Origin of the sequence: Streptomyces sp. NBC_00234 (genome assembly GCF_036195325.1) — a bacterium.
GTDB lineage: Bacteria > Actinomycetota > Actinomycetes > Streptomycetales > Streptomycetaceae > Streptomyces.
The window spans coordinates 8,090,740-8,104,600 of record NZ_CP108101.1 but is presented as its reverse complement, the minus strand read 5'-3'; the positions used below and the strand labels follow the sequence as shown (position 1 = coordinate 8,104,600).

The window sequence follows — 13,861 nt, the reverse complement described above, 5'->3', positions numbered from 1 at the left end:
GGACGAAGGCCCGCAGGGTCACTGCCAGACGCGGATCCAGTCGACGTACATCGTGGACCGGTAGTCCATTGGCGCTGTCGTGACGTCGCCCTCGGCCCAGTCCAGGACCTCGTGGGAGAGGATCGGATACTCCTTCACCTGACTGATCAGCTTGGGGTCGGTGACGGTGCGGACGACAGCGCCGTCGTACGTGAACTCCATACGTGACACTGTCCAGTTGAGACCGATCGTGTGGTAGTGGGTGCTGTGCAGGGCGGCAGCCGGGACGACCTGGGCGGACTGCTGGTGGTCGGCGCCGTAGCCGTCGTAGTGGATGGTCGCGGCGTACTTGTCGTCGTCGTACGCGCTCTCGATCAGATCGATCTCCGCACCGTCCTCGGCGCTGCCCGTGATGCTGCCCCAGCTGTGCGTCTGGAGCCAGACAGCGCCCAAGTGCCCCTCGGTGGGCGGAACATGGATGCGGGCCTCAAGCGTGCCGTGGGTGTAGTCGAAGACACCGTCGGTGTCGACACGGCCGCCCGCGTACTGGTTCGTCGCCGGATTGCTCAGGTCGATGGCGAGGTTGCCGCCGTTGTCGGGGATCACCCGGACGTTGGCCGGCTTGTACCACCACCGGATGCCGTCGGTCCGCCCCGTCTCGGTGCGTTCCTGGTCGCGCACCTTCCATTTCGTGGTGTCGAGCGCCGAGCCGGTGAACTCGTCGCTGAACACCAGCGTTCCCGCGGGCCCGGCGGTGGGCTGGGCCGAGTCCGGGGTCGCGGTGTCCACCGCTGCGGATGTGGCGGACGGATCGGCGTGCGCGGTGGAGCCGAGCAGCAGGACGGCCAGCGCGGCAGCGGCCAGCGGGCGGAGGGTTCCGGTCATCATGACTCCCTTGTGAGGCGGCATTGGACGGGGCGGCCGTCGACCGTGCGGAAGGAGACGACGGTGCGGCCGTCCTGGACGAGGGTGGTGCAGGGCTGATAACCGGCCGGGTGCCAGCGGCCGTCGAGTGTGACGCGCAGAGTGTGCGGGGCGCTCGGGCTGCCCAGCCAGGAGCGCGAGAACGGGCTGTAGCCGCCGGTGTACTCGCCCTTCTCGTACTGGTCGTGGTCGCGGCCCTCGTAGAGACGCAGGTCCGGGTCGCAGACCGACAGGACGAGCGAGGCGTCCCCCGTTGTGTCGGAGGGGGTGCGGACCAGCACCATGCACGGTGTGTCGACGGCCCGGACCGGACCTTCGCCGGTGAGCCGGCGGGTCGCGTCGAAGACCGCGTAGCCGGTGATGCCGGTGGCCCGGTCGGTGACGATGTGCGCGGTGTCGTCGGCTCGCAGGACCGTGTACGGCGCCCGCGCCTCGTCGGCCATCGCCTCGGTGAAGTCCGCCATGGACGCGGCGGTCGCTCCTACGAGCATGGCGTACGCGTACGACGCTCCCCGTGGCGCGGTGCCGTGGCGCAGCCAGGCCGTGGCGAAGTCGCCGCGCGTCTCGGCGTCCGTGCCGTGGTGGCGCGAGAGCTGGCCCGCGCGGGTGAGTGCGAGGTGCTGGCCGGGCGGGAGGTAGTAGCCCAGGCCCTTGTCGTCCAGCAACCACTGCGCGGAGGTGAGTTCGTGGTCCTGCTCGTAGGGAAACGCGGTGACCGGTTCAGCGCCCACGTGGGTGGGCGCGGTGGTCGTGGCCAGACGGGTCTGGAAGAGGGTGGTCTCCGTCTCGTGGACCTCGTCGTCGTTCTCGATGCCCGTGCCCAGCGCGATGACCCGATCGTCGAAGAGGAAGACGGACGTACGGGCGCGGTGGCTGCCGTCGTACTTGGGGTGCTCGCGAAGCCGCATCGCGAACATGCCGTTACGGCCGTCGATGGTGTGGGCGCCCGCGAACCGCTCCTCGGTGAGCAGGACTTCCTCGATGGTGCCGGTGAGGTCGCCCTTCAACTGCGCCCACGGCTTGTGCAGGGTGGTGGTGCCGGGGCGGCGGTTCCAGTCGTATCCGTCGTGGCTGTAGCCGCTGTCGAGGTTGGTGACGGGGCTGCCGCGGTGCAGGACCTGGATCTGGCCGTAGGTGTTGTAGCGGCCGTACCAGTTGGAGCCCTCGTAGATCTCGGTGGACCACAGGTAGCGGTTGTGGCCGCGTACGGTCACCTGCCAGGTGTCGCGGCGCTGCACGGCGAGTGCGGCGTAGTTGTAGGCCCAGGCGCCGGACGGTGCGCTCTCCGCCGTGACACCGGCGGCGGCGAGCCTGGCCGCGATCTTCTTCTGAGCGGTGGCGGGGGCGGCGGGCAGGAGGCGCAGGAAGGCTGCGCCGAGCTCGGGATCGAGGTCCTCGGAGCCGTCGGGCGTGCCGGCGATGGTGAGCCACTGGAACGGTGAGACGACGAGACCGGTGGTGCCGATGGGGTTGCGGCCACTCAGCGAGATCGGCCAGTGGCTGGTGTTGGCGACGACGCGCATGGTGAGTACGGCCTGCTTGAGGGATGCGTGGGCCTCGGCCGAGATCCGGAACAGGCCGCCGCTCATCACGTACACGATCGGCGCGAGCCCGACGAATCCGTCGCGTGCGTAGTCGGGGAAGAACCCGACGTGGTGGAAGGTGGTGCCGTCGGTCTTGAGACCGTCCTGGATGCCGTCGGTGGGCAGCAGATAGCGGCTGAGCCAGTCGCGCAGCGCCTTGAGGTACGCGACCTGGCGGGCCTCGCCGTCCTGGAGGAGGGCGACGGCGAGCATGCCGCGCACGGTGGTGTTGATGATGTCCGAGGTGGAGCCGTGTGCGTTGCGGTGGTCGAGGCCGCGGAAGATCCGGCCGAAGCCGGTGAGCCAGGTCAGGTCGGCGCGCACGGCCTCGAACAGGTCTGCCTCCCGCAGGACTTCGCGCATCAGGTACACGGAGTCGTAGTAGCCGCGGATGTCGTAGCCGACGTGGTGGATCGTGCCGAGGCAGCTGCCGTACGTCCAGCCCTGCTCACGCAGCCGCTCCACGAGCCGGACGTAGAGCGCACCGAGCGTCTGCCGGTGCTCGGTCCCGGCCGCGTCGTACGCCTGGGCGGTCTTCTGCATGAGGTCGGTGACGGCGCGCAGGGTGACGGCGCCGACGAAGGTCTTGAGGTCGGCGCTGATCTCCGGCGGGTAGATCTGGGACTGGTACGAGAAGACGGGGCGGCCGGTGAGGAGCGTGTTCGCCTGGCCGGTGAGGGTGGCGACGTACGCGTCGTCGACCTTGGGGGCGGCGGCGAGGTAGTCCGCGTGGTAGCGGTCTGCCAGGGCGTGCAGGGCGTCGGATTCGGCGCCGGACGGGTCGGGAGCGGGAAGGGTGGTGCGGGTGAGGATGCGGTCGAAGAGGTGAAGCGCCTGCCAGTGCTGCTGGTCCCAGTCGTCTCCCTCGACGCAGATCTCGGGGACCTGCCGGTCACGGGTCGGGGCGTCGGGGCGCAGCGCCACGTTCGGCAGCAGCTGGTCGATCCAGAGCGTGCCGGACCTGCGGGGCGCGATGATGCGGAGGGTGTCCATGGCCGGGTGCGGGCGACCGTGCATGTCGTACGCGTAGCGCACCCAGGCGGTGCGCCAGCCGGTGAAGTCCAGCCGGAACTCGAACCAGCAGTCGGTGCGGCTCCCCCGCCCGAACTCGAAGCGCACGACGTCGTCGCTGCCGCTGGGCTTCTCGTTGTGGATCCAGACCGAGAAGGTGTCGACGGTGCCCTGCCATGCCTGGTCGGCGAGCGGCTTCGGCTCGTACGGGTCGGCGGACCAGGCGAGCTCGACGTCGACGGTGATCACGGAGCGCGGGCCGTGGTCCCAGCGCAGGGAGCGCGTGCCGCAGACGGATCGCAGATCGCTGAGGGCGAGGGCGGCGTCCGGACTTGAGGTGATCTGCCGCGGCACGGCCGATTCCAGGAGGAACGCGGGCGGTCGCAGGGCCAGGGCCCGTGCCTCCAGCTCGGTGAATGCGGGCGCCCCGGCGACGCCTTCGACGGCCTCCGCGGCAGGGGCCGCGACGAAGGGCAGCGCCACGGCGCCGGTGGCGGCGGCGCCGTACGCCAGCAGTCTGCGGCGGGTGACGGGCGAAGCGGGGAGTGCGTCCATGAGCGTCCTCCAGGGAGCTGAGCTGGGACGTGCGGCGGCGCTGAACCTGATGCCGAATTGCCTGCGGACGTTAGGGAGGTCCGACGATAGGATTCAAGGAGCATTCCGCCGTCGATCGGGAATTGCTCCTTCTTCGCACGCCCATGGGGGAACCGTGTCGGCCCGAGAACTCAAGTTCCGCAAGCTCACCGCCGATCTGCGCCGCGGCATCCAAGACGGCACCTGGCCGCCGGGCAGCAAGCTGCCCACCGAGCGGGCGCTCGCCACGGAGACGGGCCTGTCCGTCACCACCGTCCGCAGGGCGTACGAGGACCTGGTCGCCCAGGGCCTCGTGGAGCGGCGGCAGGGCGCGGGTACCTTCGCGCTCGGTCTCCCGCCGCGCGTGCCCGACCGGCGCAGGATCGTCGGCGTTCTCGTGCCCGACACCGCCCTCTACTACCCGCGCGTCATCCAGGGCATCCAGGAGGTGCTGGCGGAGTCGGGAGCCCAGTTCGTGCTGGCCTGTTCGCACTACGACCCGAAGGCGGAGGACGCGGCGATAGCCGAGCTGCTCGCCGCGGGTGTGCACGGTCTGCTGCTGGTGCCGGGCCTGCACGCCTCCGACGATCCGGCACGGCGCACGGAGGAACTGCTCGGTCTTCCCGTCCCCGCCGTGCTGGTGGAGCGGCGGCTGACGGCGGCGGGCCCCGGCGACCCCACGGAGCATGTCTGCACGGACCACGAGGGCGGTGCGTACGACGCGGTACGGCACCTGCGTGGCCTCGGCCATGAGCGCCTCGCGCTGGTGGTCCGCGTCGACGCGCCGACCGCCACACCCATCCGCACCGGATTCGCCCGAGCCGTCGCGGACTTCGCACTGCCGGAGCCGGTGGTCGACAGCGCCGTGATGGACGCCTGGAACCCGGACCGCGCCGACGCCACCGTGGCGAAACTCGTGGCCGCGGGGGTCACGGGCGCCCTCTGCTTCGGCGACCGCGAGGCCGCCCTCGTGCAGTCGGCGGCCCGGCGGGCAGGACTGCGCGTCCCTCATGACCTGGCCATGGTCAGTTACGACAACGAGTTCGCGGACGTGGCCGAGATCCCGCTGACCGCGGTCTCGCCGCCCAAGTTCCAGGTGGGCCGGCTGGCCGCGCAGATCCTGCTGCGCCGTCTGTCCGACGGCGACGCCTCTCCACTGCACCAGGTGCAGCTGCGCCCCAATCTGGTGGTCCGCGCGTCGTGCGGCGGGCGCACGGGGTGAGGCCCTCGGGCCCGTTCCCCACCCCGCCCGTCCCCACATGGCTCCGCCGGGGTCGTCAGGCGATGCGGGGCAGGTCCTCCGCCCGTACCTCGCCGTGCAGCCGCTCCCCGGCCGCGAACCGCTCCGCCTCCCCGACGGCGAACGCGCCGAGCAGCCGCACCTCCGTGCCCATCGCACCCGCGATGTGAGGGGTGACCAGCACATGGGGCAGGGTGAGCAGCAGATGGCCCGGCGGCAGGGGTTCCGGTTCGGTCACGTCGAGCACCGCGTCGATGCGCCCCGCCGCGCAGTGCCGTGCCAGCGCCTCGGTGTCGACGAGTCCACCGCGCGCGGTGTTGATGAGCACCGCGCCGTCGCGCAGCAGTCCGAGCGCCCGCGCGTCGATCAGGTGCCTCGTCTCGGGCAGCAGGGGGGCGTGCAACGAGACGATGTCCGAGCTTGCCAACAGTTCGTCCAGGCCCACGAGCCGAGCGCCGAGCGCGTCCGCGTCCGCGGCCTCCAGGTACGGGTCGTGCACCAGCAGTCCGACGCCCGCACCGGCCAGCCGCTCCAGGACCAGCCGCCCGATCTTCGAGGCGCCGACGATGCCGACCGTACGGTCGAGCAGGCCGGTGGCCGGGGAGACCGTCAGGTCCTGGGGCCGGCCCGCCCGGTACTCCCCCGCCGTGCGGAAGGCCCTCTTGGCCGACAGATGGATCGCGGCGAGCGTGTAGTCGGCGACCGGTGCGGCGTTGGCGGGCGCGGCGGACGAGACCGTGATGCCCCGCTCCCAGACCGCCGGGGTGATCACGTGCTTGACCGAGCCCGCCGCGTGCATGACGGCTCGCAGCCGCGGTGCGTCCGCGAGCACGTCCGCGTCGACGGCCGGGCAGCCCCACCCCGAGATCAGCACGTCGGTACGGGCCAGGGCCTTGCGCGCCTCGGGCCGCGCGAAATCGTCGACCACCAGGTCCGGTACGTCGCACACCGCCCCCAGCCTGGCCCGTACGTCGGCGGGGAGTGCCAGGGCCGCCACGTCCTGGCGCATGGCGATGAGAGCTGTAAGTCGGGGTGACACAGTACGTTCTGCCCTTCCATGACCGGCAACCTGATACGTGTACGTACTACTTGCCGGAGCCGAGGGTCATGCCCTCGATGATGCGGCGGCCGAGCCAGACGTAGAGCCCCACCAGCGGCAGGACGACCACCGCGATGCCTGCGAACAGCCCGCCCCAGTCCGCGCCGTTGTACTGCATCTGCTGCATGAAGCCGAGCAGTGCCAGCGGCAGGGTCTGGAGTTGCTGGTCCTGGATGAAGACCAGCGCGAAGAACGTCTCCCCCCAGTGGTTGATGACGTTGAGCAGCAGCAGGGTGATCAGCCCGGAGCGTGCCAGCGGCAGCATGATCCGCCAGAAGGTGTACGAGGGAGAGGCGCCGTCCAGGGCCGCCGCCTCCTCCAGCTCGGCGGGCAGCGAGCGGAAGAACCCCGTCAGGAAGAAGACCGCGAACGGCATCGAGGTCGCGGTGTAGAGCAGCCACAGACCCCAGAGGTTGTTGACGAGGCCCAGGGGTGCCATCACCTGGTACAGCGGCAGGAACACGGCGTGCGCCGGAATGCCGAGACCGATCGCGAACAGCGAGGTGGCCGCGCCCGCGCTCCGCGCCCCCAGCCTGCTCAGCGCGTAGGAGGCGGGGGCCGCAAGGAGCACCGTCGCGAGGGCCGTACCACCCACGAGTACAAGTGAGTTGAGGGCGGCCGGGCCGAAGTTCCCGGCGCTCCAGGCCCGTTCGAAGTTGCCCCAGTGGATCGCGTCGGGCACCGACCAGGGGGAGGCGATGATGTCCCTGGTCCCCTTGACCGAGGAGGCCAGGATCCAGACCAGCACGAGGACGTTGAAGGCGACGAACGCCCAGACCAGTGGGGCGCCGAGCAGCCGTTGTGTCCGGCCGGCGCGCAGAGTCGATGCAGAGCTCACAGTGTTCCCCGATCAGAATTCGAGCGCTTCGCGCCGCATCAGGCGGCGGATCAGCACCACCAGGACGCCGACGAGCGCGAGCGTGACGACGGCCGAGGCCGCGGCGACGCCGTACTGCGGTACACCCGTCGGCGCGAAGACCGAGGTGTACGCGTACAGCGACGCGGTCCAGGTGGACGTGGCGGGCATGGAGCTGGCCGAGCCGGCCATGGCGAGGATGAACTCGAAGGTCTTCATCGCGTTGATGGTCCACAGCACCGCGCAGATCCCGATGACGTCCCAGGACAGCGGGAGAGTGACGTGACGGAAGCGCTGCCACGCGTTCGCGCCGGCCAGGGCGCAGTCCTCGTACAGGTACGGCGGGATGCGGTCCACCGCCGCCATGATGATCGTCGTGTAGTAGCCGGTGCTCATCCAGATGATGCCCAGCATGATGATCTTGAACTGGTTCTCTTCGGCGAGCCAAGCGGGCGGGTGCGCGAACCCCATCGAGCGCAGCGCCGAGTTGAGCAGGCCGTCCGCCTGGAAGAGGAAGCCCCAGAGGATCGAGATCACCAGCGCCGGGACGATGTTCGGGAAGAAGATCACCGAGCGCGCGGTCGAGCGCCCGGCCAGGTCGCGCAGCAGCATCGTCAGGGCGAAGCTGAGCAGGAAGGTGACGGCGCCGCCGCCGAAGAGGAGCAGCAGCGTGTTGCCGAAGGACGTCCGGAAGGCCGGGTCCTGGAACATCCGGGTGTAGTTGTCCGCGCCCACCCACTTCATGGGGCCGACACCGGCCCACTCGTGCAGGCTGATCCACCCAGTGGCAACGACGGGGGCCAGCAGGAACGCGGCGTACAGCAGGAAGGCGGGCAGGACGAACGGCAGGTAGAGGCGCTTGCGGTGGGCGGCGAACGGGCCCACTCCGTCCCGGCCCGCCACCGTGCGGCGGGCCGGGACGGAGGAACGCGCGCCGTCGGCGACGGCTGTGGTCATCAGCCCGCCCGCTTCCAGAAGTCGGCGCTCTGCGCGGCGAGCTGGTCGCTGAAGTCCTCGGCGGAGATCTTGCCGGTCACCAGCTTGGTGTGCAGCGGGTGGAAGGTCTTCGTCCACCACTCGGCGAAGTCCATGTCGACCCCGTCGAAGGTGTTGTACGGAGTGCTCGCCTTCAGGGCAGCGGCGGCATCGGCCATGGCCGGGGCGACCTCGATGTCCTCGCGGGCCACGATGCCCTGTGCCTCGTCGGCGTACGCCTGCATCTGCTTCTTGCCGTACAGGAAGGCGACGAGCTTGCGCGCCGCATCGCCCTGCCTGGCCTTGCTCGGGACGACCCAGCCGAAGGTGGTGGCCTCGATGGACGCGCCGGAGCCCGGTGCGCCGTCGGTGGGGAAGGGCAGCATCCTGAAGTCGAAGCCGGACGTGGCGTACGGCTTGGTCTCGCCCGCGATCCATGAACCCATCAGCAGGAAGCCGGCCTTGCCCGTGGCCCACTTCTGCTGGATGGCCGGGAACTTGCTGGCGGCGTAACCGTCGGCGAAGTAGCCGCCCTTGGCGAGCGTGGAGACGCGCTGGGCGGCCTCGACGTATCCGGGCTCCTTCCACCGCTTCCCGCTCTCGTCGGCCGCCGCCGCGTGGAAGGACCCGGGGCCCATCGCGCCCACCACGAAGTTGCTGTACCAGTAGGCGCCGTAGTCGGGGATGTCCGCGTCGAGGGCGAGCGGAGCGCGGCCCGCCTCCTTCTCGGCGGCGAGTGTCGCCTGGAAGGCGTCCCAGTCCTTGGGGGGTTTGTTGCCGAGTGCGGGGAAGGACTTCCCGTCGTACCAGAGGCCGTTGGCGACGATGGCGTAGGGCAGGACGACCTGCTTGCCTTCGGCCTTGCCCAGGTCGAGGTACTTCGCCGGCACGACGTCGCCGACGGTCTTTCCGGGCTCGCCGGGGATCGGCTCCTTCAGTACGCCGGACAGGTCGGCGGCCGAGTCGGTCGACACCATCATCGACTTGACCTGCGGGAGGTTCCGGTCGATGAGGTCGGCGGCCGGCACGCCGTGAAGGGTCGGCTGCAGTTTCTTCAGGACGTCACGGCCCTGCCACTGCACCTTCACCTCGATGCCCGTCTCGGCGGTGAAGTCCTCGATGGCGGCGGACAGCGCCTTCTGCTGTGGCTCGCCCTCCTTCCACATCGACCAGTAGGTGAGCTCCTTGCCGCTGCCCGCGGCGGCGCTGCCTGTCGAGCCACCGCACGCGGTCAGCCCGAGGGCGAGTGCACCGGCCACGCCCATGGCCGCGGTCCGCCGGATCAATCGTCTGTTCATCGCCCTGCTCCTCAACACCGTTGTCGGCCTGTTGAGCCGCAGGTCTACTCACCCTTCGAGTACGCAATCAATAAGCAATCACTGAAGTGATGGGGAATTTCTCGATCATTGCTCGCCTATTGCTCATTGCAATGGTGCGCGGACGGGGCTAGAAACAAGACCCGAGGCAACCCAGCAGAGCGACGGAGAAGAGGCCCCATGAACGCCGCCGCACATGTCATCACGGAGATCGCGAGCCAGCCGGAGTGCTGGACGAGGGCGGCGGAGCTGGCCGACTCCGTCGCCGACCGGTTGCCCCACCCGGGCGAGCGGGTCGCCGTGGTCGGGTGCGGTACGTCGTACTGCATGGCCCGCGCCTACGCCGCGCTGCGGGAGACCGCGGGCCTCGGCGAGACCGATGCCTACCCGGCCTCCGAGGTGGCGCTCGGCCGCCGGTACGACCGGATCGTGGCGATCACCCGCTCCGGTACGACGACCGAGGTGCTGCGGCTGCTCGGCACGGTTGCGGGCCGCGTTCCGACCCTCGCCGTGACGGGAGTCCCCACCGCGCCCGTGGCCCATCGCGCGGACGCCGTGATCGACCTGGGCTTCGCCGACGAGCAGTCCGTCCTGCAGACCCGTTTCGCGACCACCGCGCTTCAGCTGCTGCGCGCCGGCCTCGGCACCGACCTCACCCTCTCGATCGCCGACGGCGAACTCGCAGTCGCCGAACCGCTGCCGCGCAGCTGGCGCGAGCGGAGACAGTTCACCTTCCTCGGCAGCGGCTGGACGACGGGCCTCGCCGACGAGGCCGCGTTCAAGCTGCGCGAGGCCGCGCGTGCCTGGACCGAGTCGTACGCCGCGATGGAGTACCGCCACGGCCCGATCACCATCAGCGACAGGTCGAGCCTGGTGTGGGCCTTCGGCGATCCACCGGCCGGCCTTGAGGACGAAGTCGCCACGACCGGCGCCCTGTTCACCGCCGACGCACTGGACCCGGTCGCTTCCCTGGTCCGCGCCCAGCGCCTCGCCGTGGAACTCGCGGCCCGCCGCGGCATGAACCCGGACCGGCCGCGCAATCTGTCGCGCTCGGTGATCCTGGCGAGGGAGCCGGTCCGGGGCCTGGACGGGGCCGCGGATCGAGCTGCGGCCGGGAGGGCGTGACGGGCGGGGCCGGGAGGGCCTGACCGGCAGGGGCCCGGGAGGACTGGCCGGGAGGACTGGCCGGGAGGGGCCAAGGACGTACGTGGCCGCCGGACGGTCAGCCCGCGGCTTCCCACGCGGCGACGCGGGCAAGGAGCTCGTCCCGGCCGATGGAGTCGGCCCGCGTCGCCGGAACGGTGCAGGCATGCGCTCCGGCGACCGCTCCGTAGAGGGCGCACCGCAGGGGCGGCTCGCCGGCCAGACGGCCGAAGAGGAATCCGGCGGCGAAGGCGTCTCCGGCACCGTTGGAGTCCACCACCGGCGAGGGCGGAGGGACAGCCCGAATGTGGCTGAGTTCCCCTTCGACCAGCAGGTAGGCCCCTTCGGCCCCTGCCGTCGCGACCACCACGTCGGCCCGTCCGCGCTCGACGATCCGACGCATGGTCCGCTCCGTGTCCGTCAGGGCGGTGGTGGACAGGAAGACGAGGTCCGCGCCATAGGCAAAGGGCTCGTGGTACGCGTTGACACCGTCCCAGTTGTGCAGGTCGGTCGAGATCGTCACACCGGCCTCCCGCAGCTCGGGGAGGGCGAAGGCGCAGGGGTACGTGATGGAGACATGAGCGTGACGGCTCGCCGCCGCCAGGGCCCGGACGGTCGCCGGGGGCAGTCGGTCCTCCTCCCGCGAGCGGCTGTCGTCGTACAAGGACAGCCGCCGTCCGTCGGGACCGACGAGATTGACCGCACGCTTGGTGCCGCCGGGCAGGGGAACCTCGGTCAGCGCGATGCCCCGGTCCCGGTGCAGCGCGCGGACCAGGTCTCCCGCGTCGTCGTCGCCGATCATGTCGAAGTGATGGGTCCGCAGGCCCAGCGCACTCACTCCCAGAGCCACGAAGTCCCCGGTCTGCCCCGCCCGCGTCTCGATCCCGGGCCGCACCATGTAACTGTCGGCGTAGGGCAGCGGCAGTTCGGGGACGTAGACGATCGTGTCCACGCCTGCGCCTCCCAGGACGAGGACGTCGGTCTCGGTGCTCATGGGCGTACCTCTCGAACCTGAGGTGGGGGCGAGCGGCGCGGCGTCGTCGCCGCCACGCCATCGACCGGACGGGCCGTCACCTGTGTCTACCGGCAGGTGAGTCAAGCAGGCCGCCAGATCCTTGGCAAGAACTTGCAGAGGGTTGCCGAAACAGATTGCGAACGATGGTGCGCCTCTCGCGCCACGGTGCAGGTCGGTGCAGGACGCCCGGCCCCGCCGGGCCGGAACTGAAGAGACGAACTCCCCTCCGATAGTGAGCGGTTACTACACTCCGCAGGCCGTCCTCAGCCCTTCTTCCATAGAAACTGACAGAAACTTCGAGGGATGCCTTGCGCCAGGATGGCAACCGCTTACATTCTGTGCCGGGGAAGCGGCGGGACCCGAATGGCAGGTACCTGACAGCCCTCATGAGTCCGGCTCTCGGGGGCAGGCTCGGGCTCGTCTCACTCTGCAAGGCCAACAGCAAGCCAATGGAGGAGAGATGAAGTGGTACGCGGCAAAGGTGAGGACAGCCTTCGCGGCAACCGTGGTGCCGGCAGCTCTGCTTCTGCTGTCGTTCGCACCGGCGACAGCAGCGGCTCCGCAGGGCGGCGAACAGCGGGCCGCCCGTACGTCCGCATCGAGTAGCGCCGGAACCGCGGCCGTGGGCTACACCCTGTTGGGGAACAAGTACCGAGGAGACGCCGGACTGGGAACGTGCCTGCGCACGTTCGTCGACAGTGCCGCCGTGCAACTCGGTCAGTGCACCGCGCAGGGCGATCCCACCGACTCCGCCGCCATGCGCCAGTGGCAGGCCGTGGACCAGGGCAACGGCTACGTCCTGGTGCAGAACAAGTACCGGGCGGACGCCGGGCTCGGGAACTGTCTGCGCACCTTCAGCGGCAGCGCCGCCGTGCAGGTCGGTGAGTGCACCGCGCAGGGCGGCGCCACCGACTACACGTCCATGCGCCTCTGGCAGGCCGTCGACCAGGGCAACGGCTACGTCCTCCTGCAGAACAAGTACCGGGGCGACGCCCAGTTGGGCACGTGCCTGCGCACCTTCAACGGCGCCGACACCGTCGAGGTGGGCGACTGCGCCGGCCAGGGCGGCGCCACCGACTACACCTCCATGCGCCTGTGGGACGGGGACGCCTTCGTCTCCGGCTGGCCGAGTCGCCCGGTCACCGGCCAGAAGCGGGCCCTGGTGATGGCGACCCACTGGAACGATGCCGCTCCCGCCGATCCTGCCGCAGTCCAGCAGGCGACGCTCGGCACCGGCTCCCCCTCGCTCCGTTCGTATCTGCAGGAAGTGTCCGGAGGCGCACTCGACCTGACGGGCGACATGCTCACGGGCGTCGATCTGGGAACGCGGCCGACCGGGTGCGACTCGACATCGATACGGAGCTCTGCCAGAACGGCGGCACTGGCACGCGGCGTCGACCCGGACGACTACGACTACCTCTTCGTCGACCTGTCGCGTCATTCGGCCTGCCCGTGGGAGGGACTGGCCTCCCAGCCGGGAAACTGGATCCTCTCCAACGGCGTGGGCTACAAGACATGGATGTGGACCCACGAGTTCGGCCACAACCTCGGCTTCACGCACTCCGACACGCTCAAGGGGTGCCCGAGCACGAGCAGCGTGACGCAGGTCAACAGCTCCTGCACGGTGTCCGGGGGCGACGACCCGACGGACACCATGGGCGGTGGCGGCATGCACCTCTACCCGGCCGACTACCGGCAGTTCGCCGGATGGATCCCCGAGGCCCAGGTGATCCGGGTCGCGTCCAGCGGAAGCCACGAGCTGGGTGTGCTCGGAGTGAACGGAATCCAGGAGTACCGCATCGCCCGTGGTGACGGCAGCTATCTGTCCCTGGAATACCGCCGCGCCACCCCGCCGTACGACGACTACGCAGCCTCCGACCCGCTGGTCAACGGCGTCCTTGTCCGCATCGTCACGAGCGGAGCAACGGTGCACAACAGGCTCGTCGACGCCACGCCCGCCACCTCGACCACCGCCGACGCACCGCTGGCCGCGGGCAGGACGCTCGTGGACGAGATCGCCAACGCCGCTGTCAGGACGTGCTCGGTGGACAGCCAGGGAGCGGATCTCAGAATCGCGATCGGGAGCACGACGCCTCCCTCCTGCTGATCGAGGAGCGCGGCCCGGCAGTTCACCGCTCGTCGAGCGG

The 13,861-nt window shown here is 70.2% G+C and carries 10 protein-coding genes; 3 read left to right on the top strand and 7 right to left on the bottom strand.

Annotation, left to right across the window (positions count from 1 at the left end; translation table 11 throughout):
- Positions 1–18 precede the first annotated feature (18 nt).
- Both OG230_RS35555 and OG230_RS35550 read right to left on the bottom strand, forming a co-directional pair.
- Positions 19–867 carry a glycoside hydrolase family 16 protein gene (locus OG230_RS35555; protein WP_328907891.1) on the bottom strand — a complete coding sequence of 283 codons (849 nt, stop codon included), beginning with the start codon at positions 865–867 and terminating at the stop codon, positions 19–21.
- On the bottom strand, positions 864–4,052 hold the full coding sequence (locus OG230_RS35550) for a chondroitinase family polysaccharide lyase (protein WP_328907890.1): 3,189 nt from the start codon (positions 4,050–4,052) through the stop codon (positions 864–866). The genes OG230_RS35555 and OG230_RS35550 overlap by 4 nt, the downstream gene beginning before the upstream one ends.
- 154 nt (positions 4,053–4,206) lie before the next feature.
- On the opposite strand from OG230_RS35550, the gene OG230_RS35545 reads away from it, so the two are divergent.
- On the top strand, positions 4,207–5,292 hold the full coding sequence (locus OG230_RS35545) for a substrate-binding domain-containing protein (RefSeq protein WP_328907889.1): 1,086 nt from the start codon (positions 4,207–4,209) through the stop codon (positions 5,290–5,292).
- A 55-nt stretch (positions 5,293–5,347) separates the two neighbouring features.
- Here the strand turns inward: OG230_RS35545 and OG230_RS35540 are convergent, their stop codons facing one another.
- The 4 genes from OG230_RS35540 to OG230_RS35525 form a co-directional block, all read right to left on the bottom strand.
- Positions 5,348–6,319 (bottom strand): hydroxyacid dehydrogenase, encoded by a 972-nt coding sequence (locus tag OG230_RS35540; protein ID WP_328907888.1) that lies wholly within the window; start codon positions 6,317–6,319, stop codon positions 5,348–5,350.
- Positions 6,320–6,395: 76 nt separating this feature from the next.
- Positions 6,396–7,247 (bottom strand): carbohydrate ABC transporter permease, encoded by an 852-nt coding sequence (locus OG230_RS35535; protein WP_328907887.1) that lies wholly within the window; start codon positions 7,245–7,247, stop codon positions 6,396–6,398.
- A gap of 12 nt (positions 7,248–7,259) precedes the next feature.
- On the bottom strand, positions 7,260–8,222 hold the full coding sequence (locus OG230_RS35530; protein WP_328907886.1) for a carbohydrate ABC transporter permease: 963 nt from the start codon (positions 8,220–8,222) through the stop codon (positions 7,260–7,262).
- A complete protein-coding gene (locus OG230_RS35525) occupies positions 8,222–9,538 on the bottom strand; it encodes an ABC transporter substrate-binding protein (protein WP_328907885.1) in 1,317 nt (438 codons plus the stop codon). Before OG230_RS35525 ends, OG230_RS35530 begins: the two co-directional genes overlap by 1 nt.
- 198 nt (positions 9,539–9,736) lie before the next feature.
- On the opposite strand from OG230_RS35525, the gene OG230_RS35520 reads away from it, so the two are divergent.
- Positions 9,737–10,681: an SIS domain-containing protein gene (locus OG230_RS35520; protein ID WP_328907884.1), complete on the top strand. Its 945-nt coding sequence runs from the start codon at positions 9,737–9,739 to the stop codon at positions 10,679–10,681.
- A 97-nt stretch (positions 10,682–10,778) separates the two neighbouring features.
- Here OG230_RS35520 and OG230_RS35515 read toward each other — a convergent pair whose 3' ends face one another.
- Positions 10,779–11,693 carry an adenosine kinase gene (locus OG230_RS35515; protein ID WP_328907883.1) on the bottom strand — a complete coding sequence of 305 codons (915 nt, stop codon included), beginning with the start codon at positions 11,691–11,693 and terminating at the stop codon, positions 10,779–10,781.
- Between the two features lie 481 nt (positions 11,694–12,174).
- On the opposite strand from OG230_RS35515, the gene OG230_RS35510 reads away from it, so the two are divergent.
- Positions 12,175–13,821 (top strand): hypothetical protein, encoded by a 1,647-nt coding sequence (locus tag OG230_RS35510; protein ID WP_328907882.1) that lies wholly within the window; start codon positions 12,175–12,177, stop codon positions 13,819–13,821.
- The last annotated feature ends 40 nt before the right edge of the window (positions 13,822–13,861 follow it).